We start from the raw sequence: 23,991 nt of genomic DNA, 5'->3' as shown, positions 1-23,991 counted from the left end.
CCGCACCAACCATCTCATGGAGCTTAAAAATGAATACGTACACCTCGTCTGGCCAACCTCGCGTGTTGAATCTCGAAGAATTCGCCGCTCTCATCCGCAAAATGCGGGAAGTGTTTCAATGGTCACAGGAGACTCTGGCCGAGCTTGCAGGCTTGAATGTACGGACTGTACAGCGCGTTGAGAATGCCAAGTCGGCAAGCACTGATACTCGACGTGCGCTCGCAGCTGCTTTCGAGATCGAAGACATCGACGCCTTCAACAAGCCCTTCGACATCCCCACGGAAGAGGAATTGAGAGTAGAGAAAGCCCGTATTGAGCGCGACTACATCACCTTACCGGCACTGCCTCTGTCGACTGGACACCAGCTCGCTAAGCTTGCGGAAAGCTCCACAGTGGATATTTCCCAACCCGGATTTGAAATGCAGCGTGATGCCCACGAGGTCTTTGCGTCGCTCGTGGACTATTTTCGCGACTATAGGGACTGCGCCAGCGATTACTCAGAAAGCGCCAAATTTGCTGTGTACGACGAGATGCAGGAGCTGATCGATGAACTACAAGGGCTTGAGGTATCGATTCAATATGCGACTCGCAAGGTACATCTGAAGATGTCTGGCGAGCAGTCAGAAGCGAAGCCCTTGACTGTCCAGATGTCGTATTTGATTGCTTTCGAACGAGGTAAAGCACCAGGCGAATTTGCGGTGCAGAAAAAACTGGATTTTCCATTCTGACCGGAACTGCGATGAGAGAGGACGTTTAATCGACGCCATGCGACAGTTCGAACGAGATGATGTCCTGTGGGCTGTCGCAGGGGACACCGATGCGTTGTTAAGAGTGCAAAGGCGCAAGGACATTCTTAAGTGGAATGCTCTGAAGCAAAGGATAGCGTTGCAGAACACCACGCCGTCTTGGGCTGACCATGAGGCAATTGACGCCTTTTACACTGAGGCCAAGCGTCTTTCAGCCGTGACAGGTACTAAACATGACGTTGATCACATCATTCCTCTTCAAGGTAGACCAAGGGAGTCGGGAACGCGGGGGTCAAAGCCAGCAATGAATAGATTTCCAACCGGCACGGCAGAGCGCGCCGGTAATTCTTGCTCGTTACGGTCTTATTTTTTAATGGAAACGATTGCGGCTTTGCCGCCGTCTAGCCGAAAGGAAAACGTTACACGGTCTCCAGCCGTCAGCCCTGTCAGCTGATCTTTCGTCACTGAAAAGGCCATTGTCATTGGAGGCCACTTCACGGCTGGAACCGCTCCGTGGGAGATGGTCACCGTATTCTTCGTAGTATCTATAGCCTTGATCGTTCCCTCGGCATTGGCAACTTGAGCCTGTTTTGAATCTTGTTCCATCTGCATGCCCTCCATACCGTCCATTTTCATGCCCGGCTTATCCTCCGCGTGGACAGAAAGTGAAAGCGCAAATACGGTGCTTGCAACTGCAATCATGGTCAGTTTCATACGACTTTTCCTTGAGGCTTGATGGGTTCAACTATGAGGTGCCGGCGACGCATCAGGCGATAGGCTGCCGGAATGACAAACAGGGAAAGCAAGGGGGCCGTGATCATGCCGCCGACCATAGGCGCGGCGATGCGGCTCATCACTTCGCTACCAGTACCGCTGCCCAACAAAATGGGTAAAAGGCCGGCAATGATCACGGCAACGGTCATGGCCTTGGGTCGAACGCGCTGCACAGCGCCTTCGCGAATGGCCGCAACCAGCCCACGCTCAGTGTTGTCGCCGAGGTCTTCACGCTCGGCCCAGGCGTTCTTCAGGTAGAGCAGCATGATTACGCCGAACTCGGCAGACACCCCGGCCAAGGCGATAAAGCCGACTCCGGTGGCGACCGACAGGTTGTATCCCAGCAGATAGAGAAACCATGCTCCGCCAGTCAGTGCGAATGGCAGAGTGGCCATGATCAGCAACGCCTCATCGAAGCGGGCGAAAGTCAGGTAGAGCAGCACAAAGATGATCAACAGCGTGGCAGGCACCACCAGTTTGAGGCGTGCGTTGGCTCTTTCTAGAAACTCGAACTGTCCTGAGTAACTCAGGCTCATGCCGGGCTGCAACTTGACCTGCTCATTGACGACCTGGCGTAGATCGGCGACCACCGAGGCAATGTCTCGCCCCCGCACGTCGATGTATACCCAGCCAGAAGGCCGTGCGTTCTCGCTCTTGAGCATTGGCGGCCCGTCGCTGACCTTGACCTTCGCCACAGTGCCGAGGGTGATCTGGCTGCCTAACGGAGTGTAAATCGTTAATCGCTCCAGGCTGCCGACCGAGTCACGCCACTCACGTGGGTAACGCACGTTAATCGGAAAGCGTGCGAGACCTTCAATGGTCTCCCCGACGTTTTCGCCGCCGATAGCGCCGGCAACGATGGACTGCACATCAGCGATATTTAGTCCGTAGCGGGCGGCGGCCTTGCGGTCGATATCTACGTCGATATAGCGGCCACCGGTCAGTCGCTCGGCCAGAGCCGAACTGACACCGGGCACACCCTTGGCCACCCGCTCGACCGCCTGAGTAGCGGCATCGATCTCCGTCAGGTTGGTGCCGGCAACTTTCACGCCGATAGGACTCTTGATCCCAGTGGCCAGCATGTCGATGCGGTTTCGAATCGGTGGTATCCAGATATTGGTTAACCCAGGAACTCGTACCACTCGATCCAGTTCTTCCACCAACTTTTCCTGGGTCATGCCAGGGCGCCATTGCTGATGAGGTTTGAATTGAATCGTGGTTTCGAACATTTCCAGCGGTGCCGGATCGGTAGCGGTTTCGGCGCGACCTGCTTTACCAAAGACGTGTTCGACCTCTGGAACAGTCTTAATCAGGCGGTCGGTTTGTTGCAGCAATTGCGCCGCTTTCTGCGCCGACAATCCAGGCAGGGCAGAAGGCATATAGAGCAGATCGCCCTCGTCCAAAGGGGGGAGAAACTCGCCACCCAAGCGCGACATTGGCCATAGCGCACTGACAAAAACCAATAGCGCCACCAGCAGCGTGATCTTTGGTCGACGCAAGACTGCGTCCAGGGCTGGCTGATAGATCCGAATCAACCACCGGTTCAACGGATTCTGATGTTCACTGGGAATTCGTCCTCGAATCCAGTAGCCCATCAGTACAGGCACCAAGGTTACTGACAATCCCGCCGCTGCGGCCATGGCGTAGGTCTTGGTGAAAGCCAAAGGGCCGAACAACCGTCCTTCCTGAGCTTCCAGCGTGAACACCGGAATGAACGACAGGGTGATGATCAACAAACAGAAGAACAGCGCGGGGCCTACCTCTGCCGCCGCTTCGGTCATTACATGCCAATGACGTTCACCCTTCAGTTCTTCCCCCGGATTGGCCGCGTGCCAGGCCTCGATCTTCTTATGGGCGTTCTCGATCATCACCACGGCGGCATCGACCATGGCGCCGATGGCAATAGCAATCCCACCCAACGACATGATGTTGGCGTTTATCCCTTGGTAACGCATGACGGTGAAGGCAATCAACACACCAACAGGCAGGGAGATGATCGCCACCAGCGATGAGCGCAAGTGCCAGAGAAAGATCCCGCAGACCAACGCGACGACGATGAACTCTTCGATTAGCTTGTGGCTGAGGTTTTCCACGGCACGGTCGATCAGCTTGCTTCGGTCATAGGTGGTGACGATTTCCACCCCGACCGGCAAACTTTTTTTCAGTTCGTCGAGTTTCGTCTTGACCGCCGCAATGGTCTCGCGAGCATTCTTGCCACTACGCAAAATTACCACGCCGCCGACGGTCTCGCCTTCGCCGTCGAGTTCAGTAATGCCACGCCGCATTTCCGGCCCCAACTGGATCGTGGCTACGTCGCCAAGACTCACCGGTACACCTCCAGCACCGAGCTTCAACGGGATAGCACGAAAGTCATTGAGCGTTTTTAGGTAGCCTGAGGCCCGCACAATGAACTCGGTCTCAGCCATCTCCAGCACGGCACCACCGGTTTCCTGATTGGCCTTGCCGATAGCCTCGGTTACCTCAGCTTGAGTGATACCGAGGCTGGCCAGTTTGAGCGGATCAAGCTGCACCTGGTACTGCTTGACCATACCCCCCACAGTAGCCACCTCCGCAACGTTCGGCAGGGTCTTGAGTTCGAACTTTAGAAACCAGTCCTGAAGTGCACGAAGCTGTGCCAGATCGTGTCCGCCACTGCGATCCACCAGTGCGTACTGATAGATCCAACCCACTCCCGTCGCATCCGGCCCCAACGCTGGCTTGGCGCTGGCTGGCAACCGACTTTGTATCTGACTTAGATACTCCAACACCCGTGAGCGGGCCCAATACAGGTCAGTACCGTCCTCGAACAGTACGTAGACGAAGCTGTCACCGAAGAAGGAATAACCGCGCACCGTCTTTGCGCCTGGCACCGAGAGCATGGTGGTCGCCAACGGATAGGTCACCTGGTTTTCGACAATCTGCGGCGCCTGGCCTGCGTAAGGTGTACGGATGATCACCTGCACATCGGAGAGATCCGGCAGCGCATCGATGGGCGTGCTCTGCACCGACCAAATGCCCCAAGCCGTGACGAACAGTGTCGCAAGTAATACCAGGAATCGGTTGGCCACCGACCAACGAATGAGGGCAGCAATCATGGCTGGCTCCCCGATTTATCCAGACGCTCAACACGCAAACCATCATCGGTCTGGCTCACCGCAATCCGAACCTTGTCGCCCGTTTTGAGGCCCTGCATCAGAGCCGGATTGGCGAGTGGGAAAGTCATCGTCATGCCAGGCATGCCCAGCGTCTTGAAGGGGCCATGGGCGAGCGTGACTTCTTTGTCGTTGATCTCAACGATCTGCCCATCCGCCTCATGAAAACTGGAGGTTGCTGCGCTGGGCGGTGACTCTTCCTCCGAGCTTGCAACGATGCCCTTAAGACTGGCCTCCGAGTCGAGCAGGAACTGGCCAGACGTAACTACCTTCTGGCCTTCTTCCAGACCTTTCACTATCGCCGTCTTGCCATCGCTTTCCTGCCCGAGGTGCACTTCCACTGGGCGGTAGCGGCCCGCGTCTTCGGCGAGCATCACCAAGGCACGTCGGCCAGTGCGAATGACGGCCTCGCTCGGCACCCACAACACACTTTGCCCGGTCGAGCGATTCAAGCGTACCTGCGCCGTCAAACCCGGTCTGAGGCGCCCGTCGGGATTGGGGAGTTCCACCCGCACGCGAAGCGTGCGGGTGTCCGGGTTGGTCTCGGGCAAAATCGCGCTGACTTTGCCACTGAGCATTGTCCCTGGGAAGGCTGGCAGACGCGCTTCGACCACCTGCCCCACGGTGATCGATCCGGCATCCGATTCTGGAACGGCCACGGCGAGCCAGACACTGCTCAAGCCATTGACGCGTGCCAGAGTATCGCCAGTAGCCACAGTCATACCCGCACGTACATTTAATTCTTGCAGCACACCACCAATAGGGCTGGTGAGAGTCAGGTAGGGCTGAACCTTGCCGCCACGCTCTACTTGAGTAATCAATGCTGCCGGCATCCCTGTGAGCCGCAGTCGCTGGCGGGCCGCAGCCAATAGGTCAGCATCCCCGTTGCGTTTCAGGGCAAGGAACTCCGTCTGGGCAGCGGCCCATTCTGGCACCAGGATATCCGCCAACGCCGCATTGGCTTTGAGCACATCACCGGGAGCGTGGGCATAAACCCGCTCCACAAAGCCGGTGGTGCGTGCCTGAATCACAGCGACATCACGTTCGTTGAATCCCAAGACACCTGTCACATCGAGGCTGAAGTCAAAGATTCCACGGGTGACTGTTGCAAAACGCAGACCGAGATTCTGGGTCAGACTCGGATCGATACTGACGGTCGCACGATCCCCTGCGCCACCGGCGTACTGAGGAACCAGTTGCATGTCCATGAAGGGGGACTTACCCGGCTTATCGAACTTTTGCTGCGGGTACATGGGGTCATACCAATACAGAGCCTTACGTTCGTCAGGTGAGTCGAGGCTCTGCTCCTGGGCAGAACTGGCTACCCCATTCATGCGCTGTTGAGCGAACCAGTAACCACCGGCAATACCGAACGCCAGCGAGATGCCTACCAACAATGCCCCGTTCCATTTAAGGTTCATTGGCTGGCCTCCCCATAAGCGAAATACAGGCGCGCACTCGTCAGCGCTCGCTGCTCTTCCACGTCGATCTGCTTGAGACGGGCCTCGATCAGCTCGCGTCGGGCGGCAACAACGGCGTTTAAATCACCTTTGCCGGCGCGGTAACTGGCCATGCTGAGTTCTACCTTTTCCTTGGCCAGCGGCAATAGGCTTTCTTGGTTTCGGCGCACGGCACGATTTAGGCGCTCATAGTCAGCCAGTTCAGTCTCCAATTGCTGGGTGTGCTCACGAGATAGGGCCTCGCGCTCGGCCTCAAGCTGGTTGAGTTCAGCCTGTTTGGCCGCGATTTTGGGATTTTGGCGAGAGTCAGGAAACAGCGGCAGATCCCAGGAAAATTGCACGCTGACCATATCGCCGAACTCACGGCCACGGCGCTGGTAATCCAGTTCCCAACTCCAGTCCGACTGCTTCTCCGCTTCGGCTTCACGAACCTTGGCTTGCGCTTCACGGGTCATCGGTGCAAACGCTGCCAACTCGGGATGGTGTTGCAGTTTATGGGAGTAGTTTGAGGTATCGACGGGCCATTCAGGCAAGCTGCCCACAGGCTTGTCATTGGCGGTGGAGCCAATCCAGCGTTTGAGGGCAGCTCGGGCCTGTGTTCGCTGGCGAATCAGATCGTCCTGCTGCTCCGCCAATTGAGCCGCTTCTTGCTTGGGCGTCACAGCATCGGCGGGTTGAGCGCGGCCACCGGCAATTTGGGCCCGGACGGTATCGGTTAGTAGACGATTTTCTTTGTAGAAGTCCTGGAAGAGCGCATCTTTGCGCTCAACCGAGTAGCTACTAATCCAGGCCAATGCCGTGGCCTGGCGTACCTTCAGACGTTCGACTCTACGCTCCGCAGCAGCGCGATCAACGGCAGCGTCGGCGACCTCGATGCGCGCTTTGCGCTTGTCGCTATTGGGCATCTCCTGCCTGACCCCGACCATTTGCATGGTCATGAAGTCCTGGTCGATGCTCCAGCGATCCGGGCCGCCAATGGGGTAGTTCTGCACACCCACCAATAACTTGGGATCAGGTAATTCACCGGCTGGAATAGCCGCGCTGCTGGTAGCCTGAATTTTGGCATCTTGTGCGTTCAGTGACGGCGAATTGTTTTCGGCTAGCCGCAACGCTTCATCGAATGTTAAGGCGGCAGCGAAGCTCGGCAATGCCAGCATGCTTGCCGCCAAGCCGGCCACGAGAGACCAACCTGTGCAATAGCACTTGGGGTTCATGTTCACGATTCCTGTGATGATCCACTGCGCGCTTCATAAGACATGCACGCAGATATGCCATCCCGCTAATGCGGAATGAGGCTCAATGTGGGACAGGAATCAAACGCGAGGGGGTCGCCAAACCCCGGACGAGGTCTTTACAGGCAAGGAATCGCTGGAGAAGGAAATCACTTCGGGGCTGAATACGGTTACAGGAGGCTTGAAGATCGAGACTTGCAGCATGCCGCCCGACTTGCATTCCTGGCCCGGCTTACAAGGTTTGGCGTGCTCGGAAGGGCTTTTCATATCGTTGCAGCAGTCCATCCCCATATCGTCCATCATCGCCATGCCCATCGTCTTCATTGGGCACGGTTCTGTCGGTGCCTGAACGCCCGCCATCCCGCTGAGGGGAAGCGCCAAGCTGATCATGAAGATGATGCAAAACCGCAGATAGCGTTTCATAGGCTGGAGTGTAGTCGCTGCAAATGGCTCTTACAATTGGAAGCGGTCGACCCAATTGGCCAACCAAGGCGATAAAACAAATCCTAAGTTAAGCCAACATTACCGATGCGAAATAAAGTTTCTGACATGCAGTTTCTAGATCTTCAGTGGTTAAAAAACGATCAAGGCATCACTCAAGCCAATCCAGCCGAGACGCATTACTTCGCCTGCACAGCTGCGTGGCTAGGTTATCTCAGTTCCCATTGCATAAGGATAATACTCACAGCCAAACCGAGTGTAAGGATTCCGATTCCAAGCGAAACTCCGATGAGCAGAGGACGTTTCCACAAGGCTCTAATCTCCGGTTTTCGATTACTCAACGAATATTGAGTACAAACATGAGAGCAATTACTAAGCCAGTTGGTAGGTCACCACGACTTGGCGATGAAATGGCCACTTCAGGACGGTAGATGCATATTGCTTCACGGAGCATTCCCCAAAAGTGGGGTGACTTTCCTTACATATGGTGCTGAGTTCCCGAGAATGGTGCAGGCATTGGGGCTATGACTGACTTCATCCATTAGCTGTCCTTCGCGGTTTTGCAAGATGGTGCCTATCTGTTGCCTGACTCCAATGTCTGTCGTGAAGCCTTGGCGTCCGTCGAACACGAAATCCTTTCCATCAATGGCACTGCTTACATCCTACCGGTGGTCGATTCGCAGGGTGAGCGTTTTGTCGAGTTGTTCGACCGTAGCGATGACTACAGCAAGGTACGCGTAGAAATCGAAGAATGCCGTGAGCATCTCAATCCTGAAAACGCATTGGCCACCACCAAACAGCTTCTCAAGCTGCGCAAAACCTACGATCAGCTTACAAACATCGACTACTTTCCAGGCAAGCCTAAGCAGCAGATTGACTCAGCCTTGCAGGATCTTGAGACGGCAGTCAGCACAGCGTTATCTGCGGATGAACCCCATAGCCGCGACCTCCAGGCTGCTGATTCGGCTCTTGAGCGAGATATGCTGGGTCGTATCAGCCATTATCACTCTTACACCCGCGCCGCTCGCTGTCGCCGTTAGAACCGAACGGTAAGTCGATGAACAATTCGTTCGCGGATTAACGCAATGATCCGTACGTATCAGTTAAAGGTAGGTACATTCATTCAACTTTCAGGACGAGGATGAATAATGCGAAAGTGGAGAGGAGCGGCGGCTGGGCCGATCAGCCAATTGATGATGGCAGCTGGTATTAGCCTGATCGCAATCGTAACCAATGCGCAGGCTCAAGCCACACCTCAAGCCACTCAAGAGATAAAGGGCTTGCTGGACTTTGTCGAACACAGTGAATGTCAGTTTGTGCGTAACGGGATCGAATTCCCAGGAAACCGGGCTCGGGCGCATCTGGAGAAAAAGCTGAATTATCTGGAAGGTAAAAACATGGTGAACAGTGCAGAAGACTTCATCGATCTTGCTGCCACTAAAAGCAGTATGAGTGGCCGCGCATATGAGGTGCGATGTCCAGAAGGCGCACAACCGGCAAGCACCTGGCTCAAGCGGGAGCTACAGAGGCAACGGCAGCTTCATTGATTTTGCCTAAAGTCGAATAATACTCAGTGTGGCGTTGGGCTTTTTCACTTGCATCTGTGAAGCACCCGTTGAGTAAAGTGGCGGCGGTGCTCATCGTCGTGGTTTGAGTGGCTGCTCTGGCGGGAGCTTGGTTCGCCTGCAAGTCTAAACAGCTTTCTCAGTCTCTCCTTGATACCGATGAGTACAGGAAGAAAATATGAGTAGCGAAAGCCCACACACCAACGCTGAGCGTCTTCGTATTCCGCGAACGATATGGGCGTTGGGCTTTGTCAGCCTATTCATGGATCTATCGTCTGAGCTGGTACACAGCTTACTACCCGTATTTTTGGTCACGACATTGGGTGCGAGTGCATTGGCCGTAGGAGTGATCGAGGGTATTGCCGAGTCGACCGCCATGCTCGTCAAGATATTTTCTCTGGCGCCATTAGCGACTTTATTGGTCGGCGCAAAGTATTGCTGTTGCTTGGATATGGTTTAGCCGCGCTTAGCAAACCACTATTTCCTTTAGCTCATTCGGTGGAGGTGGTCTTTACAGCACGATTGCTGGATCGCATTGGCAAAGGAATTCGTGGGGCGCCACGGGATGCTCTGGTCGCAGATCTGTCGCCACCGGAAATCCGTGGCGCCTGCTTTGGACTGCGGCAGTCGATGGATACCGTAGGGGCCGTACTTGGCCCTGCCCTGGCCATCTTGCTGATGTTATGGCTCGCAGATATTCAGCGTGTCCTGTGGTTTGCAGTGATCCCGGCAGCAGTGGCGGTGGCGCTCATTGTCACGGGGGTAAAAGAGCCCATACACCTCGCCAGCGAACACAAATTTCGATCTCCAATCCATTGGAAAGTCCTTCACGACTTCTCCTCAGGGTATTGGTGGATCGTCATCATTGGAGGGGTGTTTACGCTTGCTCGTTTCAGCGAGGCGTTTCTGGTATTACGAGCGCAACAGATAGGCCTGTCGAACACCTGGACTCCACTGGTGATGGTGGTAATGGCACTTTTCTATACGCTGTCTGCTTATCCTGCCGGCTGGCTATCTGATCGTATCCCTCGCACGAAATTGCTCTACTTAGGTATGGGCTTGCTCGTCTTGGCAGATCTGGTACTCGCTCAATCCAGTTCTGTCATAACGATGATGTTGGGCGTTGCCTTCTGGGGGCTTCATATGGGATTTAGCCAAGGCATTCTTGCCTCGCTGGTAGCCGATAAAGCGCCTGGAAAACTCAAGGGCACCGCCTTCGGTATTTTTAATTTGGTCAGTGGTGTATGCATGCTGATCGCCAGTGTTCTTGCGGGCTGGCTATGGCAAAGCGTTGGATCAGACAGCATCTTCCTCACGGGTGCATTGCTTGCCACAACAGCTCTGTTGTTACTGTTACTCAAGAAGCAGTAAGCGCAACCAAAAAGCAAAACAAATGATTCTGAACGAACAACTCACCGTTTGAGCAAAGTGTTTTCGCAGCAGGAGTGCCCACCCTGGCGAGCTAACAGGACTTTGCCATCCCAATCTCCATCTGCCATTCCTTCGGTTCGAGGTAGGAGCCGCCCATCGTCAAAAGCGGCAGCTAGCGTGCTGCGCGGCGCATCCACACCAGGCTGTGTCGACGTCAACGTGATGAGGGATAGGGGATGATAGAAACGCTCCTCGACAACCGAGCCCATCCACAGCGGTGCAGTTCGCCCGTTTGTTAGCTCGAAATCGACAATCCATAATCGAAGCACGAGGCGCGAACCGGCAAGTGCGGCATCGCTATTCGGTCGAACGAGGGTAAGGCTAGGGAGGCGGCCACTAGCGAAAAGTGGAATAACCGGAAGGCCCGCAGGGTCGGTCTGGACGGTCAGCCAATTCAGGGCACCCAGCGGTGTCCAGTCCACCGAGTTACGCCACCCGTTGCGCTGCAGGATATCTTGCAATTCCTTCAGATCACCGGCCCACTGGAAAGTCAGTGGCTCATTCGTCTCGCCAGTCAGATCAATACGCCGCACTGGCAGTTGCTGCCAATCCGACGCCCACCAATCGGTGGCGGCCATGGACGGAGTTCCTATCTTGACGGCATAGCGGTCGCTGTCAGTCGCATGGCTACGATAGATATTGAGTCCTCCGGCGAGAATCAGTGCTGAACATCCGACTGCGAGTAGCCCGCTTGGCTCAATACGTCCGGCCTGCCGTCGCAGGTAGGACAGTCCGAGCAGCGCCAGCCAAGCCGACCCGAATGCCAATCCCCCAATAACGTCGGAAAACCAATGTGCACCGAGGTAGAGGCGCGAGAATGCAATCAGAAATATCAGAGTTGCTGCGCCAAGAGCGACCGCTAGGCGCCATGCCGGGCGGATATCACGCGCGATGAGGAAGGCGAGGAAGCCGTATAGCACGACATTGACAGTGCTATGGCCGCTGGGGAAGGAAAACGCGCTCCACCCGGAGTAGAGAAGCTCGCCGGGTCGAGCTCGATGCAGCGCCACTTTTATGATTGTGTTGAGAGCCGAAGCGCCGGCAATCGCAACCAGCCAATAGCCAGCGGTACGCCAGGCGCGTTTCCACAGGAACCATAGCAAGACCACAATCGTGACCGCCCCCACGACCTTGGAGTCACCAAGTTCGGTGATGGCGATCATCACCGCATCGCCTGGCGTTGAGCGAAGACCCTGGAGGGCGCGGTATATAGCGCTGTCTGCAAGCAACAACGGGTCACCGCTGACGACGTCTTCAAGGACACCGAAGAAAAGCCAGGCTGCACCGACGAGCAGCACAGTCGACAAGGCGAGAGCCCGCACTTCGGGCCGTGAAGGATCGAGCGAGCTGCTGAGTCTGCGGCTCAGCCAAGTGTTGTGAGTGCCTGCCCAAGCCCGCAGCCGCGTCACTGCGATGATGAGGTAGGGGATGCCACGACGCAACGTCCAACGCACGAGATGCAGACTCGCCCAGCCCACCGCGACAAGAACGACCAGCAGGATCGCGAGCGGTTTTGCAGTCGCACCGAGAGTCCTGAACGTCGCGCCGGCGAGCACACCAGGCAAGATATGCGACGGCGCCCAGGCGAGCGCCGACGCGACATTGACTGTATAGAACCGCCGGGGCGCCATTCCCAGCATGCCGGCGAGGAGCGGAACGAAGGCTCGAACGCCCGGTGTGAAGCGCGCGAGAAAGACACTTTTGTCACCATGACGGGTGAAGAAGGCTTCGCTGCGCTGAATCAGTTCAGGGTGTCGGTTCAGTGGCCAGAGACCGAGAATCTCGCGGTGGTATCGGTGCCCGAGCCAGAACGAAAGACCATCACCCGCGATGGCACCTGACGTGGCAGCGACCAGCAACGGCCAGAGCAATAAGACGCCGCTCGGCACCAAGGTGCTGAGCACGAGGATCACGGCTGTACCGGGAACGACGACACCGATGATCGGGATTGACTCGGAAAGTGCCAGGAGAAATACCGCCAGATAGGCGACATGCGGATGCGCCGTCAGGAACTCGATGATTGATAAGACCAAGGACGTCATCATTCGTGGGCGGCCTATAGAATGTCGGTGCCGATATGTCGCGCAACCGTTATGACGCAGGTGCGACGTCAGCGGGAAACTCTTCAACGCGCTTTTCAAAGCGCCCAAAATGCAAAGCCAAGGTTGGTAACACCAACAGATTGAGTGCTGTCGAGGTTACTAAGCCATCCACGATAACTATAACTATAGCTATAGGCCCTTCGATTTCATTGCCAGCAGCACCACTGGTGAGCGCCAAAGGTAGCAGTCCCAAAGCGGTCACCACGGCGGTCATCAGGATAGGTACAGGTCGTTCGGCGGCACCCCTTCGAGCCGTTCCGGGCCCCATGTCATGTCGTCTTCACTAACTAGGTGAGAGTAGTGCGAGATGAGCATGAAGGAGTTTCGCAGCGTGATGCCGAACAGGGTGACAAACCCGGCAAGCGATCCCAATGACAAGTTCCCACCTCGCACCAGCATGGTCAACACACCGCCGTCTTGCGCAATCTCCCAGGCCAGCTGTTTTGATGCTACCGACAACGTATAGGTATGCCCGGCCCAGGTCATCAATATGGCGAGAGCAAGCGCGAATAAGCCAATTATCATGCCCAACCCAGGGTGACGGCGGTCAGTAAGAGATAACGAATGCCCTTGGCCAGGGTAACTATCAGCAGGAAGCTCCAGAGAGGCTCGCGCATCACTCCAGCAACGACCGTTAATGGATCGCCAATGATGGGCATCCAGCTCAGCAATAACGACCAGCGTCCATAGCGCAAGTAGGATTGCTGGGCTTTTTCGAGCTTGCTCTCGCTCACCGGAAACCAGCGCTTGTGGCGCAATCGCTCAATGGAGCGACCCAACACCCAATTCAGGGTAGAACCGAGAACGTTGCCGAAGGTGGCGACCGCCAATAACGTCGAAGCGATGTACCGGTCTGAGAGCAACATCGAGACCAGCACGGCTTCAGATTGCATTGGCAATAACGTGGCGGCACCGAATGCCGCCAGAAACAGACCAACGTAGCTGGTGAGTTCAAACACTCGGACGGCGCCTTATGCGTACAGGCCGATCCAGCCATGGAAGCCCACGTAGAGGCCAACACCGATGATCAACACGCTGGACAGGTACGGCGCGCGACGAGCCACGGTGCCCAGCCAAGGCCAGCGATTGGAGGCCTGTTTAGCACCAATGGCTGCCGCCGCTCCCACCGCCACCAAGGTGATCGCCAAGCCAATGCTGAAGCACAGAACCAGCATCCCACCCAGCGCCACTTCTTTAACCTGAAGGCACAGCAGCAGCACGGTGATGGCCGCAGGGCACGGAATCAAACCGCCAGTCAGGCCGAACATGACAATCTGGCCCGTGGTGACCTCGCGGTTAGTGAAGCGCTTGCGGATATCGTTGGCATGCGCACGTTCGTGCGCATCCTGATAGCCGTCAATCGACAACTCCAGACCTTCCAGTTCGGAATGCGCGTGCCCGTGCTCATGCTCCTGGAACGTCAGATCGTAATCATGGGAGTGGCCCGCATGCCCAAGACTCAAGCGAGCACTAAACTCATGAGGCTCTGGAATATCGACCTTCGATTCCAGGAAACCTTCGCGCTCGACGAATGAAAACGTTTGAGTGCTGCCGTCTGGACGGATAGTAGTGAGACGAACGTTTGAAGCAGGCCACGCATGCCCGGTCACCGCCTTCAAGCGCCAGTGCGGTGGCATACCCTCTTCAAAGATCGACAGTTCCATGCGCCCGTGACCGGTATCGATCCGATGAGTTTCATCATGGTGACCATGGTCATGCTCGCAGTGATGGTGATCATCACCTTGCTCGAACTTGAACATCTGCTCACCGCGCCAGGTACGCCAAAGCATCCAAAGCGCAATTACGATGATCAGTGCTGAGGACGCTAGCTGGAAGTACGGCTCAGTGGTTTGAGCATCCAGGCCTTTGCCCAGGTACATGCCACCGATGGCGACCAACCACACCACGGCGGTGTGCGACAGCGTCGCGGCCAAGCCCAACAGTACGGCCTGTTTTACCGAGCCACGGATGGCCACGATAAAGGCCGCCATCATGGTTTTTGAATGGCCCGGTTCCAGGCCATGCAGGGTGCCGAGCAAGATAGCGCTCGGAAAATACAGCCAGGCGTGAGCCCCGCCTTGTTGTAGCAATTCAGCGAAGTTGGGCATGTCAGACCTAGAGGTACTTGGTGATTTGCTTGAAGGCTTCCAGTGGTGCGCGCTCGCCATTGTTCAACGCCGAGACGGTGTCCTCTAGGCAGTGATCAATATGATCCTGGATGAGTGTGCGTTTGGCTTGGCACACAGCCTTTTCGACAGCATGCAGCTGCTGAGCGATGTCCACGCACTGACGCCCCTCTTCGATCATGGTGATGATGCCGCGTAAATGGCCGTCCGCTCGCTTGAGGCGCTTGATGATCGCCTCGTGACTTTGGTGGGTGTGGGGATGGCTGTGTTCGTGTTCGTGCTCACTCATGACTTGAGCCTCAGGCCTCAATGAATTACGCTGGCATCCTATCCCCCCTAGGGGGATGCAGTCAAACGAATAAAAGCCCTAAAAAACGAGTTGAAACCCGAACGTTATGTTCAGCAGAATACTGACAACAACGGTGGTAATCGCGCTTGCTCTCGCCATGTTTGTGGCTTGGGCCGGGCATACCTATACGTTGTCAGTGACATCGAAACAGCCGACCTGGGAGATTGCGCAAGACGCCCATCACTCCCATGAACAGCAAGCCGAGATGTCGTGTGCGAGCTGCTCGGATCATTATCACTCCCCGTTGACCCCTGACCATCAGCACGAAACGCCACAGCTCACCTCCGCGTTGAATTTGGCTGCGCAGCCGAAGCTCTCCATGCGGGTCGATGCTCCGCGCTACTCCGTTCCCCGTCCGCCGATTTTCTTGATCGAGCGGCCACCCCGTTCTTCGTTCGCATCCTGACCATGGCCGCACTGCGGCCTTTGATCCCTGCAACGTAGGATTAATCTATGCATTCGCACTCGATGAGCGGCGTTGACGCATTTACTGCGCCTTCGCGTCGCCTGCTACTGCTGTTGTTTTTATTTGTCGCGGCACTTTTCCTCGCAATGCCCGAGGCGATGGCTCATGCCGTCGCCGAAGGTGACAAGGGATTCATTCAGGAAAGCTCCGGCGTCATGTTGCTGCCCTTCATCTACATGGGCGCAAAGCACATGATGACGGGCTACGACCACCTGCTGTTTCTGTTCGGGGTGATCTTCTTCCTCTACCGCCTGAAAGACGTAGGGCTCTACGTCACGCTTTTCGCCGTAGGCCATTCGGTCACGCTGCTGCTGGGTGTGCTGGCTGAGATCAGCATCAGCTCTTACATCATCGACGCCATTATCGGTTTCTCGGTGGTGTACAAGGCGCTCGATAACCTGGGCGCGTTCCAGCGCTGGTTTGGTTTCCAACCCAACAACAAGGTGGCCACGCTGATCTTCGGCCTGCTCCATGGTTTCGGTTTGGCCACCAAGATCCAGGAGTACGAAATCTCGCCTGACGGCCTGATTCCGAACCTGGTCGCCTTCAACGTCGGGGTCGAGATCGGCCAATTGCTGGCCCTCAGCGCGATTCTCATTCTGATGGGGTATTGGCGGCGCACCGGCAGTTTCTGGCGCCACGCCTATACCGCCAACGTCGCCATGATGAGTGCCGGTTTCCTCCTGATGGGTTACCAGATCACCGGCCTGTTTGTCTCCGCGTAAGGAATTCTGACCATGTTCAATACTCCGCTTCCAACTGTTAATGAATTGCCTAGTACCCGCAAACTCGTGCGTTCGACTGTCATTGCACTGCTGACTGCGGTCGGCTTGCTGGTGACTGTGGTCATGCCTTCGGAGTACGCCATTGATCCAACCGGTGTAGGCCGAGCACTGGGACTGACCCAGATGGGCGAACTGAAGATCATCCTTGCTCAAGAGGCGTTGGCAGATGCCGCGCCGCCGCAAGCAGTATCTCCAGCTCCAGCTCCAGCTCCAGCTCCGCAGGTTGCGCAAGTCCAACCTACTGCGAAACCTGCTGCTCAGCCGGTGGTGACACCTGACCCTGCGTTGAAGACGGATCAAATGACCGTCACGCTCAAGCCAGGTGAAGGGACAGAAATAAAACTGGAAATGCTGAAGAACAAGACTGTCAGTTATGAATGGTCTGCGGCTGGTGGGCCTGTGAACTACGACACCCATGGCGAGCCCTACAACGGTGAAAAGGGTTACTTCCACAGCTACACCAAGGGCAAGCAAGTCAAAAGTGACAAAGGTGAATTCACCGCCATTTTTGATGGCACCCACGGTTGGTTTTGGCGTAATCGCAGCAACAACGACGTGACCATCTCACTGAAAACGACCGGCAATTACTTGAGCGTCAAACAGTAACCTGAGCTTTTTGCGCTTAACCTACCTTCCATCCAGTGCGGAAGCACGACTCCTGGCCTACGGCCAGTGCATACAGTGCATACAGTGCATACAGTGCATACAGTGCATACAGTGCAACCGCACACTAAAACGTGACGAGGTGCATCGAATGTTCAAACGAAAGCTATCGCTTGCTGTGGGATTGATGATTTGTGGGGTTGTGCAGGCATCTTCATTTCGGCCCACATCTTGCGGTCAGCGACGGTGGCTGACCAACCTTTGTCAGCTACGTCATGGATGAAATCACTGACTGTTCGCTTGTGGGTGTTGTAGTAATCAGACTGCTTCTTCAGTGTTTTCATCAGCGAAGCCGGATCTTCATCCGTCCAGTCGGTAAGCATCACCACGTATTCACGGTCATACTCAAACGGCTCGGGCTCTTTCGCGTCGATTACCAGTGGGCCGTACACACCTACTTGTTCTTGGAAGCCGGAGTGACTGTGATACCAGTACGTTCCGTTTTGCTTGACCTTGAACTGATAGACATACGTGCCGTTAGGCTCGATCCCATGAAGCTAAGGCCCGGCACACCGTCCATATTGGCGGGGAGGATAATCCCGTGCCAGTGGATTGATGTCATATCCTTGAGGCGGTTCTTGACCCGCAAGGTCACGGTATCGCCCTCACGCCAGCGCAGCTGAGGCCCCGGAATCCCACCATTGATTGTCATGGCAGTCCGGGCATTCCCAGTGATATTTACCGGTGTCTCTCCAATAAAGAGGTCGAACTCTGTACCTGACAGGACATTAGTCTCGCCCAAGCTACGGGCCGCCCAAATAGGGGTATGCCAGAGGCCTAAGCCACCGAGAATCCCGCCTGCGGTGAGACCTTTCACAAAGGTGCGCCGAGAAGTTTTGGAATGCATACCGATTCATGTCCCGTCAGTCGGATGTCAGGTGCACGCACGTTGGCGTGTTCCCGAGAGTTCACGCTTTGGATATCTAGTGCGCTTGATACATTGAAAGATGCCATAAGCCAGCAAACGGGGTGATTACATTTCCGTAAGCTGGGCGGTTCAGCAATCGTGAAAGGGGCGGTGCACCACAAGATGCTAGTAAAGGACGACAAAGAGGGGTAAACATCTGAAAGGTCGACGTAGACCATACAATTTTGACCACACCACAAGAGCCGACACCCGTTTGCATAAACTGATGTAGATCAACCTTGGCACTTCGATGTGCTGTATGTTGAAAAAACAAAACCCGCTAATCAGTACCGGAGATTCTCCATGTTCTGGTTTCGCCATCACCTGCTAACGTTCATACGCCTCGCATTCGTGCTGTGGGTGTTAGCGTTTGGTCTGGCAGCAACCCAGGGATGTCTGGCACAGCCCAGTCTCAATCCGGCTACAACTCATGTCTCGCTGAACACCGCGCAAGATCACGATAACCACGAAGCTCCTGCTCTCGATTGCCTTCAGCATTGCGCTGATGCGGCGATAGCTATAAGTCCGTCGCTCCTTCTTAAAATATTTGACCTGTCCAGTTGGACGTTTCTGCTCCTGATCCCTGCGTTGCTAATTTTATATCCCGCCAACCCCTTCGCTTCTGCCTTTCTTGCGTTACGGCGCCCGGCTCCCGCCAGACCGCCTGTACGTCTGATTTTCGTCCGTTTCAACGATTAATCCGACCTTCTGCGCGCCGATCTTCGGCGCGCTGCCTGACTGCGCCAACCTGGTGCGGCTTGGTATTACCTGAGTTGTCCTCACCCTTTGGAGATTGCCATGCATGCCACATTGAAAATTATCCTCGCCACCCTGCTCGTGAGCAGCCCACTTATCGCTTCGGCAGTCGATGAGCACCACCCGGAGGAGCAGACCGCGCCCGCCAAGACAAGCGAAGCAGCTACGCCGATGCAAAACAATGTCATGACCGAGCAAATGCAAAAAATGCAGGCTGCACACGACAAGGCAGCCGCCGCCAAGACCCCTGCCGAGCGACACGCCGCCATGCAGGAGAGCATGAAGACGATGAAGGACAGCATGGCCATGATGCATAAGAACTGTCATGGCAAGGGCATGGGCATGGGCATGGGCATGGACGGCAACAAAGACGGCATGGAGATGGGAATGATGAACATGATGATGAAAATGATGGATCAGCAAACGAGCATGATGAACATGCCGATGAGCAAGTGACGCGCACAAGCCTGTAGGCAATGCAGCGACGGTTTTACTTTAGCCAATATGCCAAGGGTAAAACTGCCGCCCGTTGCACCTTTACGACGTATCACTAAACAGCACTCCCTTAGGAGTACAGAACCATGATGAATTCACCACATTCCGCTAACACCTCACCAACATTTTGGAGGAGCAAACCCGGCATAGCGCTGGGCATGCTGCTGGTGATCGTGCTGTTTTATCTGGCAAGAGAACACTACGGTCATATGCTGGGTTTACTGCCTTATATGATCTTGCTGTTGTGCCCGCTGATGCATTTTTTCGGGCACCACCACGGTGGTCACAGTCATCACGGAAAAACCTCAGTCTCAACCAAGGATGCGAACAGGAGTTAGCTCATGCACACCCCTGAGGTTCGTCAAGAGCACGGCCCTATACAGAACTCTGAACCCCAACCCACCGGCTCCCATGACCCGGTATGTGGCATGACCGTGAGTAACGACAGCCAGTTCAGCACGGAATATGAGGGGCAAAACTATCGGTTCTGCAGCCAGAAATGCCAAACGACCTTCAGGGCAGCGCCCGAGCGTTATCGAATATCTCAACTGAAAATCGAACCAGTCCCTCAGACAACAGCAGAACCGTTAACGGGTGCCGCTGAATACACATGTCCCATGCATCCGGAAATTCGCCAGATCGGCCCCGGCGTCTGCCCTAAGTGCGGCATGACCTTAGAGCCGGTGATTCCCGAATTGGAGGAAGAAGATAACTTAGAACTCAAGGACTTCACCCGGCGCTTCTGGTGGACATTGCCACTGACTGTGATCGTCACCGTGCTGGCTATGGGTGGCCATGCCCTGGAGCTGTTCCATGGCACCACGCAAAATTGGGTCGAGCTGGGATTGGCTACACCCGTCGTGCTGTGGGCTGGCTGGCCGTTTTATGTGCGCGGTGTGCGTTCGGTGATTCAGCGAAGTCCGAACATGTGGACGCTAATCGGCCTTGGCACGGCGGCGGCCTTCCTTTACAGCGTCGTGGCCACCCTGACCCCCGATGTATTCCCCAGCAACTTCATGATGGAGGGTCGCATCGGTGTGTACTTCGAAGCGGCGGCTGTGATCATTTCACTGACCCTTCTCGGCCAGATGCTTGAACTCAAGGCTCGCTCGCAAACCTCGGCTGCCATCAAGTCGCTGCTTGGACTTGCACCCAAAACTGCCCGACGGATCAATGCCGATGGCACGGAAGAAGACATCCCTCTGACACACGTACACAGCGGCGACACATTACGTGTGCGTCCGGGAGAAAAAGTACCTGTCGACGGCCAGGTGTTACAAGGCGAAAGCGCCGTAGATGAGTCGATGCTCACCGGAGAACCGATACCGATCATGAAGAGGGCCGGCGACGCGCTGATCGGAGCCACTCTCAACATTCACGGCAGTCTGGTGATGCAAGCGCAGAAGATAGGGTCAGCGACCCTGCTCGCACAGATTGTGCAGATGGTTGTGCAGGCACAACGCTCAAAAGCGCCGATGCAACGGCTGGCAGACGTGATTGCCAGTTACTTCGTGATCGTTGTAATTGCTATCGCCGCGCTGACTCTACTCGGCTGGGGGCTGTGGGGGCCTGAGCCAAGTTGGGTGTTCGGACTGATCAACGCTGTTGCGGTCATGATCATCGCCTGTCCCTGTGCCCTTGGCCTAGCGACACCGATGTCAGTCATGGTTGCCACCGGCAAGGCTGCTGGCAGCGGCGTATTGTTTCGCGATGCCGCCGCCATCGAAAACCTGCGCAAGATAGACATCTTGATAGTCGACAAAACTGGCACCCTCACTGAAGGTCGACCAGCGTTCCATAGCGTCGAGGCCGTACCCGGATTTACTCAGGATGAAGTGTTGCGCCTGGCCGCAAGTCTCGATCAGGGCAGTGAGCATCCATTGGCCCACGCCATCGTCGAGCAGGCTCGTGCCGCAGGGCTAAAACTGGTGACACCTGAAATCTTCGAGTCAGCCTCAGGTATCGGCGTAAGCGGTCAGGTGGAGGGTCGCCGCCTGATGCTAGGCAATACCGCGTTGATGCAGGAGGCGGGCGTTTCCACCGAGAGCTTGCAAATACATGCCGAGAAGCTACGCGGCGACGGTACGAGCATCATGTACCTGGCAGTCGATGGCGCCCTGGCGGGTTTGCTGGCTGTTGCCGACCCCATCAAACCCACCACGAAGCTGGCCGTCGAGCGTCTGCAGGCGGATGGCGTCAAGGTCATCATGGCCACTGGCGACGGCCTTACGACTGCTCGCTCGGTAGCTCGCCAGTTGGGCATCGAGGAGGTTCACGGCGAGGTCAAACCGCAAGATAAAGAACGTCTGGTGGCATCTCTGCAACAAGCTGGACACCGGGTGGCGATGGCCGGCGACGGCATTAATGATGCCCCCGCACTGGCTCGCGCTGATGTAGGTATCGCCATGGGCACTGGCACTGACGTGGCGATGAACAGCGCTCAGGTCACCCTGGTGAAGGGGGATCTGCTCGGTATCCTGCGTGCTCGCAGCCTGTCAGTCGCAACGGTGAGAAATATGCACCAGAACCTGACCTTCGCCTTCCTCTACAACGCCATGGGTATCCCACTGGCTGCCGGCTTGTTCTTTCCACTTACCGGTCACCTTCTGTCACCGCTCATTGCCGCACTGGCCATGAGCGTGAGCTCGGCGTCGGTAGTATTCAACGCCTTGCGTCTGCGCCAGGCTTCCATTGATTGAGTGAAAACGACCGCTTGACCTTGCCATGGCAGCAAGGTTGAGGATAAGCCAACGCCGCAGAAAAGCCTCATGCGTCAGTCTTTACATGATCAGTTTTGTTGTGAGGAGTTACCAATGAAAACTGTTGAACTGCAAGTCCAGGGCATGAGCTGTGGCTCATGTGTCAAACATGTCACTGAAGCGCTGCGCCCACTTGAAGGAGTCAGTGACGTAACAGTGGATCTACAAGCCGGACGGGTGAAGGTCAGCGGCGATTCGGACAACCATGCGCTGCTTGCGGCCCTGGAGAACGCGGGCTATCCAGCACAGCTGGCGACAGTGGAAAGCGTAGCGAGTAAGAAAACCTCGGGCTGTGGCGGGAACGGCGGCGGTTGCTGCTGCCGGTAAGCATTTTTTATAAACAGGAGAACTCCCATGAATGCCAGTCTGCGAATTGTTGCGTTCACGACACTACTCATGACCGGAGCGGCACAAGCCGCTGAAGTCATCGACGTTTACCGCGATCCTAACTGCGGCTGCTGCAAGGACTGGATAAAGTATCTTGAAGTTAATGGCTTCAGCGTGCGCGACCATGTCGAGCCCAACATGAGCGAAGTCAAACAGCGCCTCGGCGTCGCTCCGCGCTTGGCCTCCTGTCATACCGCGATGATTGACGGAAAATTTGTCGAAGGCCATGTACCGGTAGCACAGATTCTCGACCTGAAGAACCACCCCGACTTCGTCGGAGTTGCGGTGCCGGGTATGCCCGCTGGTTCGCCTGGAATGGAGTTCGGCCAAACCAAACAGCCGTATCAGGTCATAGGTCAGACCCTAACGGGTACCGATCAAGTAGTCGCCGATTATCCTAGCAATTGACGACTACGCAACCAACCCTGCCAGCGTCTGGTAGTCCTGAGCCGCCTTAGCCTGGAGGCCGATGCATCCGCTGAAATTACCTGCTTTTTCAGCGTTCTCAAAATCACTGGCGTAGTGCGAACCATCTCAGCTCTATCGCTACCATCATGACGCTTTAGTCAGATGCTTGAAGCGTCGCCATTAAAGGTCATCCTGCTCTTCCCGAATGTCGACTTCGCCCATCGCTCCCAGGTGAATGTTCCGACAAGGTAACTTGGTGATGAATCCGCATTCGAAAAGCATCCTTGGTATTTCCGATAAAAAGCTCGACACCTCCCATCTCTCGGTCAGCGGCTTCATTACCTCTGCAACGAATGAATCGAGGTCGAAGTCCTGCGTAGCGACAAATGGCCCAGCGCGGTCGTACCCTTCGAAAATGCCCGAGGCTATGCAGATGATTTCGCCTGCCTTGACGATCATTACACCACCTTGGAGGTACTCAGGAAGCTTCACCCATGGCGAACGCAAGCACGTCCATCACTGCAGCACGTGGGGGGCAAATGGTGGTGCCCCCGTTAAAGACTCAGGAATTCACGGAGGCTTGAGCGCCCGTTCCCTCGCTGAAAAGTCGCGATCACATACCGTGAGTTCACCGTTGTCAGCACCCAAAATCGTCCCTCGCGTTCAACCTTAATAACGTCTGACGTTCGGATTAAATGACCATCGCCGAACCGACCGTACTGGTCTTCGCGTTTGTGGCCAAAAACGACACCTATGCCAATGCGCGCCCTGATGGCGACTCCGCAGAGGTAGGCGGTAACGGGCTCGTCAAACCCTTGCCCCTGAGCTTTGATGATTCGCCTAAGTTCGAAATCTGTATGGCGCTTTACGTGAAAACTTACTTCAACCGTGTTCGGCATAATTGCGTTCCTTTGACCGCTCGTATGGCGCGACTAGGAGTTCGACACGGAATCATCCAGGCTGATGCCGTGCCGAAAACCTCATGGA

24 protein-coding genes and 2 pseudogenes are annotated in these 23,991 nt (G+C 55.7%); 12 read left to right on the top strand and 14 right to left on the bottom strand.

The genetic code is table 11. The features are described from left to right. The first annotated feature begins 29 nt into the window (after nucleotides 1–29). Nucleotides 30–728, top strand: a complete 699-nt coding sequence (locus tag JIO00_RS03595; RefSeq protein WP_200667677.1) for a helix-turn-helix domain-containing protein — start codon at nucleotides 30–32, stop codon at nucleotides 726–728. A gap of 381 nt (nucleotides 729–1,109) precedes the next feature. Here JIO00_RS03595 and JIO00_RS03590 read toward each other — a convergent pair whose 3' ends face one another. From JIO00_RS03590 to JIO00_RS03570, 5 genes are all read right to left on the bottom strand, one after another. Continuing rightward, nucleotides 1,110–1,460 carry a copper-binding protein gene (locus tag JIO00_RS03590; RefSeq protein WP_200667675.1) on the bottom strand — a complete coding sequence of 117 codons (351 nt, stop codon included), beginning with the start codon at nucleotides 1,458–1,460 and terminating at the stop codon, nucleotides 1,110–1,112. Next, entirely contained in the window at nucleotides 1,457–4,615 is a 3,159-nt protein-coding gene (locus tag JIO00_RS03585; protein ID WP_200667673.1) for an efflux RND transporter permease subunit, read from the bottom strand. Before JIO00_RS03585 ends, JIO00_RS03590 begins: the two co-directional genes overlap by 4 nt. After that, complete coding sequence (locus JIO00_RS03580; protein WP_200667671.1) at nucleotides 4,612–6,093, bottom strand: efflux RND transporter periplasmic adaptor subunit; 1,482 nt, start codon at nucleotides 6,091–6,093, stop codon at nucleotides 4,612–4,614. Before JIO00_RS03580 ends, JIO00_RS03585 begins: the two co-directional genes overlap by 4 nt. After that, nucleotides 6,090–7,346: a TolC family protein gene (locus JIO00_RS03575; RefSeq protein ID WP_200667669.1), complete on the bottom strand. Its 1,257-nt coding sequence runs from the start codon at nucleotides 7,344–7,346 to the stop codon at nucleotides 6,090–6,092. The genes JIO00_RS03580 and JIO00_RS03575 overlap by 4 nt, the downstream gene beginning before the upstream one ends. A gap of 99 nt (nucleotides 7,347–7,445) precedes the next feature. After that, a complete protein-coding gene (locus tag JIO00_RS03570) occupies nucleotides 7,446–7,787 on the bottom strand; it encodes a hypothetical protein (RefSeq protein ID WP_200667667.1) in 342 nt (113 codons plus the stop codon). A 599-nt stretch (nucleotides 7,788–8,386) separates the two neighbouring features. On the opposite strand from JIO00_RS03570, the gene JIO00_RS03565 reads away from it, so the two are divergent. From JIO00_RS03565 to JIO00_RS03555, 3 genes and pseudogenes are all read left to right on the top strand, one after another. After that, nucleotides 8,387–8,845 carry a hypothetical protein gene (locus JIO00_RS03565; protein WP_442793939.1) on the top strand — a complete coding sequence of 153 codons (459 nt, stop codon included), beginning with the start codon at nucleotides 8,387–8,389 and terminating at the stop codon, nucleotides 8,843–8,845. Nucleotides 8,846–8,953: 108 nt separating this feature from the next. Beyond that, complete coding sequence (locus JIO00_RS03560) at nucleotides 8,954–9,352, top strand: DUF5329 domain-containing protein (RefSeq protein WP_200667665.1); 399 nt, start codon at nucleotides 8,954–8,956, stop codon at nucleotides 9,350–9,352. 196 nt (nucleotides 9,353–9,548) lie between these two features. Next, a pseudogene (locus JIO00_RS03555) lies at nucleotides 9,549–10,741 on the top strand (MFS transporter). 41 nt (nucleotides 10,742–10,782) lie between these two features. Here the strand turns inward: JIO00_RS03555 and JIO00_RS03550 are convergent. The 6 genes from JIO00_RS03550 to JIO00_RS03525 are packed head-to-tail and all read right to left on the bottom strand — an operon-like array spanning nucleotide 10,783 to nucleotide 15,318. Further along, entirely contained in the window at nucleotides 10,783–12,846 is a 2,064-nt protein-coding gene (locus JIO00_RS03550) for a bifunctional DedA family/phosphatase PAP2 family protein (RefSeq protein WP_234452933.1), read from the bottom strand. Nucleotides 12,847–12,892: 46 nt separating this feature from the next. Next, complete coding sequence (locus JIO00_RS30080; protein WP_200667663.1) at nucleotides 12,893–13,117, bottom strand: efflux RND transporter permease subunit; 225 nt, start codon at nucleotides 13,115–13,117, stop codon at nucleotides 12,893–12,895. Beyond that, nucleotides 13,117–13,428, bottom strand: a complete 312-nt coding sequence (locus JIO00_RS03540) for a hypothetical protein (RefSeq protein ID WP_200667661.1) — start codon at nucleotides 13,426–13,428, stop codon at nucleotides 13,117–13,119. The genes JIO00_RS30080 and JIO00_RS03540 overlap by 1 nt, the downstream gene beginning before the upstream one ends. Further along, a complete protein-coding gene (locus JIO00_RS03535) occupies nucleotides 13,425–13,862 on the bottom strand; it encodes a YqaA family protein (protein WP_200667659.1) in 438 nt (145 codons plus the stop codon). Before JIO00_RS03535 ends, JIO00_RS03540 begins: the two co-directional genes overlap by 4 nt. A gap of 12 nt (nucleotides 13,863–13,874) precedes the next feature. Further along, nucleotides 13,875–15,011: a nickel/cobalt efflux protein RcnA gene (locus JIO00_RS03530; RefSeq protein WP_200667658.1), complete on the bottom strand. Its 1,137-nt coding sequence runs from the start codon at nucleotides 15,009–15,011 to the stop codon at nucleotides 13,875–13,877. 7 nt (nucleotides 15,012–15,018) lie between these two features. Further along, a complete protein-coding gene (locus JIO00_RS03525) occupies nucleotides 15,019–15,318 on the bottom strand; it encodes a metal-sensing transcriptional repressor (RefSeq protein ID WP_069557030.1) in 300 nt (99 codons plus the stop codon). Between the two features lie 513 nt (nucleotides 15,319–15,831). Between JIO00_RS03525 and JIO00_RS03520 the strand changes: the two genes are divergently transcribed. Both JIO00_RS03520 and JIO00_RS03515 read left to right on the top strand, forming a co-directional pair. Then, nucleotides 15,832–16,569, top strand: coding sequence for a HupE/UreJ family protein (locus JIO00_RS03520; protein WP_200667657.1), 738 nt, complete (start codon nucleotides 15,832–15,834; stop codon nucleotides 16,567–16,569). Nucleotides 16,570–16,581: 12 nt separating this feature from the next. Continuing rightward, on the top strand, nucleotides 16,582–17,235 hold the full coding sequence (locus JIO00_RS03515; protein WP_200667656.1) for a transmembrane anchor protein: 654 nt from the start codon (nucleotides 16,582–16,584) through the stop codon (nucleotides 17,233–17,235). Between the two features lie 206 nt (nucleotides 17,236–17,441). Here JIO00_RS03515 and JIO00_RS03510 read toward each other — a convergent pair. Continuing rightward, a pseudogene (locus JIO00_RS03510) lies at nucleotides 17,442–18,139 on the bottom strand (multicopper oxidase domain-containing protein); the annotation flags it as partial. A gap of 363 nt (nucleotides 18,140–18,502) precedes the next feature. Between JIO00_RS03510 and JIO00_RS03505 the strand changes: the two are divergent. The 6 genes from JIO00_RS03505 to JIO00_RS03485 all read left to right on the top strand — a co-directional run bounded on the left by JIO00_RS03505 (nucleotide 18,503) and on the right by JIO00_RS03485 (nucleotide 23,004). Next, nucleotides 18,503–18,898, top strand: coding sequence for a hypothetical protein (locus tag JIO00_RS03505; protein WP_200667655.1), 396 nt, complete (start codon nucleotides 18,503–18,505; stop codon nucleotides 18,896–18,898). 99 nt (nucleotides 18,899–18,997) lie between these two features. Then, nucleotides 18,998–19,411, top strand: coding sequence for a hypothetical protein (locus JIO00_RS03500; protein ID WP_200667654.1), 414 nt, complete (start codon nucleotides 18,998–19,000; stop codon nucleotides 19,409–19,411). Nucleotides 19,412–19,536: 125 nt separating this feature from the next. Then, nucleotides 19,537–19,788, top strand: a complete 252-nt coding sequence (locus JIO00_RS29735) for a DUF2933 domain-containing protein (protein ID WP_224792062.1) — start codon at nucleotides 19,537–19,539, stop codon at nucleotides 19,786–19,788. Between the two features lie 90 nt (nucleotides 19,789–19,878). Further along, nucleotides 19,879–22,149, top strand: a complete 2,271-nt coding sequence (locus JIO00_RS03495) for a heavy metal translocating P-type ATPase (protein WP_234452932.1) — start codon at nucleotides 19,879–19,881, stop codon at nucleotides 22,147–22,149. A gap of 114 nt (nucleotides 22,150–22,263) precedes the next feature. Then, nucleotides 22,264–22,536, top strand: coding sequence for a heavy-metal-associated domain-containing protein (locus tag JIO00_RS03490; RefSeq protein WP_200667653.1), 273 nt, complete (start codon nucleotides 22,264–22,266; stop codon nucleotides 22,534–22,536). A gap of 27 nt (nucleotides 22,537–22,563) precedes the next feature. Then, a complete protein-coding gene (locus JIO00_RS03485) occupies nucleotides 22,564–23,004 on the top strand; it encodes a DUF411 domain-containing protein (protein WP_200667652.1) in 441 nt (146 codons plus the stop codon). Between the two features lie 180 nt (nucleotides 23,005–23,184). Here JIO00_RS03485 and JIO00_RS03480 read toward each other — a convergent pair whose 3' ends face one another. Together JIO00_RS03480 and JIO00_RS29730 are read right to left on the bottom strand one after the other, a co-directional pair. Next, on the bottom strand, nucleotides 23,185–23,463 hold the full coding sequence (locus tag JIO00_RS03480; protein ID WP_200667650.1) for a hypothetical protein: 279 nt from the start codon (nucleotides 23,461–23,463) through the stop codon (nucleotides 23,185–23,187). A 95-nt stretch (nucleotides 23,464–23,558) separates the two neighbouring features. Beyond that, nucleotides 23,559–23,903: a hypothetical protein gene (locus JIO00_RS29730; RefSeq protein ID WP_234452931.1), complete on the bottom strand. Its 345-nt coding sequence runs from the start codon at nucleotides 23,901–23,903 to the stop codon at nucleotides 23,559–23,561. Nucleotides 23,904–23,991: the final 88 nt, after the last annotated feature.

The organism is Pseudomonas sp. SW-3 (assembly GCF_016615645.1).
Taxonomy (GTDB): domain Bacteria; phylum Pseudomonadota; class Gammaproteobacteria; order Pseudomonadales; family Pseudomonadaceae; genus Aquipseudomonas; species Aquipseudomonas mandelii.
This window is presented reverse-complemented; position numbering and strand designations above follow the sequence as displayed.

What these genes read in the sequence shown, in the direction of transcription:
- JIO00_RS03595 (WP_200667677.1), top strand. Translation starts at nt 30, where the DNA reads ATGAATACGTACACCTCGTCTGGCCAACCTCGCGTGTTGAATCTCGAA.
- JIO00_RS03590 (WP_200667675.1), bottom strand. Translation starts at nt 1,460, where the DNA reads ATGAAACTGACCATGATTGCAGTTGCAAGCACCGTATTTGCGCTTTCA.
- JIO00_RS03585 (WP_200667673.1), bottom strand. Translation starts at nt 4,615, where the DNA reads ATGATTGCTGCCCTCATTCGTTGGTCGGTGGCCAACCGATTCCTGGTA.
- JIO00_RS03580 (WP_200667671.1), bottom strand. Translation starts at nt 6,093, where the DNA reads ATGAACCTTAAATGGAACGGGGCATTGTTGGTAGGCATCTCGCTGGCG.
- JIO00_RS03575 (WP_200667669.1), bottom strand. Translation starts at nt 7,346, where the DNA reads ATGAACCCCAAGTGCTATTGCACAGGTTGGTCTCTCGTGGCCGGCTTG.
- JIO00_RS03570 (WP_200667667.1), bottom strand. Translation starts at nt 7,787, where the DNA reads ATGAAACGCTATCTGCGGTTTTGCATCATCTTCATGATCAGCTTGGCG.
- JIO00_RS03560 (WP_200667665.1), top strand. Translation starts at nt 8,954, where the DNA reads ATGCGAAAGTGGAGAGGAGCGGCGGCTGGGCCGATCAGCCAATTGATG.
- JIO00_RS03550 (WP_234452933.1), bottom strand. Translation starts at nt 12,846, where the DNA reads ATGATGACGTCCTTGGTCTTATCAATCATCGAGTTCCTGACGGCGCAT.
- JIO00_RS30080 (WP_200667663.1), bottom strand. Translation starts at nt 13,117, where the DNA reads ATGACCGCCGTGGTGACCGCTTTGGGACTGCTACCTTTGGCGCTCACC.
- JIO00_RS03540 (WP_200667661.1), bottom strand. Translation starts at nt 13,428, where the DNA reads ATGATAATTGGCTTATTCGCGCTTGCTCTCGCCATATTGATGACCTGG.
- JIO00_RS03530 (WP_200667658.1), bottom strand. Translation starts at nt 15,011, where the DNA reads ATGCCCAACTTCGCTGAATTGCTACAACAAGGCGGGGCTCACGCCTGG.
- JIO00_RS03525 (WP_069557030.1), bottom strand. Translation starts at nt 15,318, where the DNA reads ATGAGTGAGCACGAACACGAACACAGCCATCCCCACACCCACCAAAGT.
- JIO00_RS03520 (WP_200667657.1), top strand. Translation starts at nt 15,832, where the DNA reads ATGCATTCGCACTCGATGAGCGGCGTTGACGCATTTACTGCGCCTTCG.
- JIO00_RS03515 (WP_200667656.1), top strand. Translation starts at nt 16,582, where the DNA reads ATGTTCAATACTCCGCTTCCAACTGTTAATGAATTGCCTAGTACCCGC.
- JIO00_RS03505 (WP_200667655.1), top strand. Translation starts at nt 18,503, where the DNA reads ATGTTCTGGTTTCGCCATCACCTGCTAACGTTCATACGCCTCGCATTC.
- JIO00_RS03500 (WP_200667654.1), top strand. Translation starts at nt 18,998, where the DNA reads ATGCATGCCACATTGAAAATTATCCTCGCCACCCTGCTCGTGAGCAGC.
- JIO00_RS29735 (WP_224792062.1), top strand. Translation starts at nt 19,537, where the DNA reads ATGATGAATTCACCACATTCCGCTAACACCTCACCAACATTTTGGAGG.
- JIO00_RS03495 (WP_234452932.1), top strand. Translation starts at nt 19,879, where the DNA reads ATGACCGTGAGTAACGACAGCCAGTTCAGCACGGAATATGAGGGGCAA.
- JIO00_RS03490 (WP_200667653.1), top strand. Translation starts at nt 22,264, where the DNA reads ATGAAAACTGTTGAACTGCAAGTCCAGGGCATGAGCTGTGGCTCATGT.
- JIO00_RS03485 (WP_200667652.1), top strand. Translation starts at nt 22,564, where the DNA reads ATGAATGCCAGTCTGCGAATTGTTGCGTTCACGACACTACTCATGACC.
- JIO00_RS03480 (WP_200667650.1), bottom strand. Translation starts at nt 23,463, where the DNA reads ATGATCGTCAAGGCAGGCGAAATCATCTGCATAGCCTCGGGCATTTTC.
- JIO00_RS29730 (WP_234452931.1), bottom strand. Translation starts at nt 23,903, where the DNA reads ATGCCGAACACGGTTGAAGTAAGTTTTCACGTAAAGCGCCATACAGAT.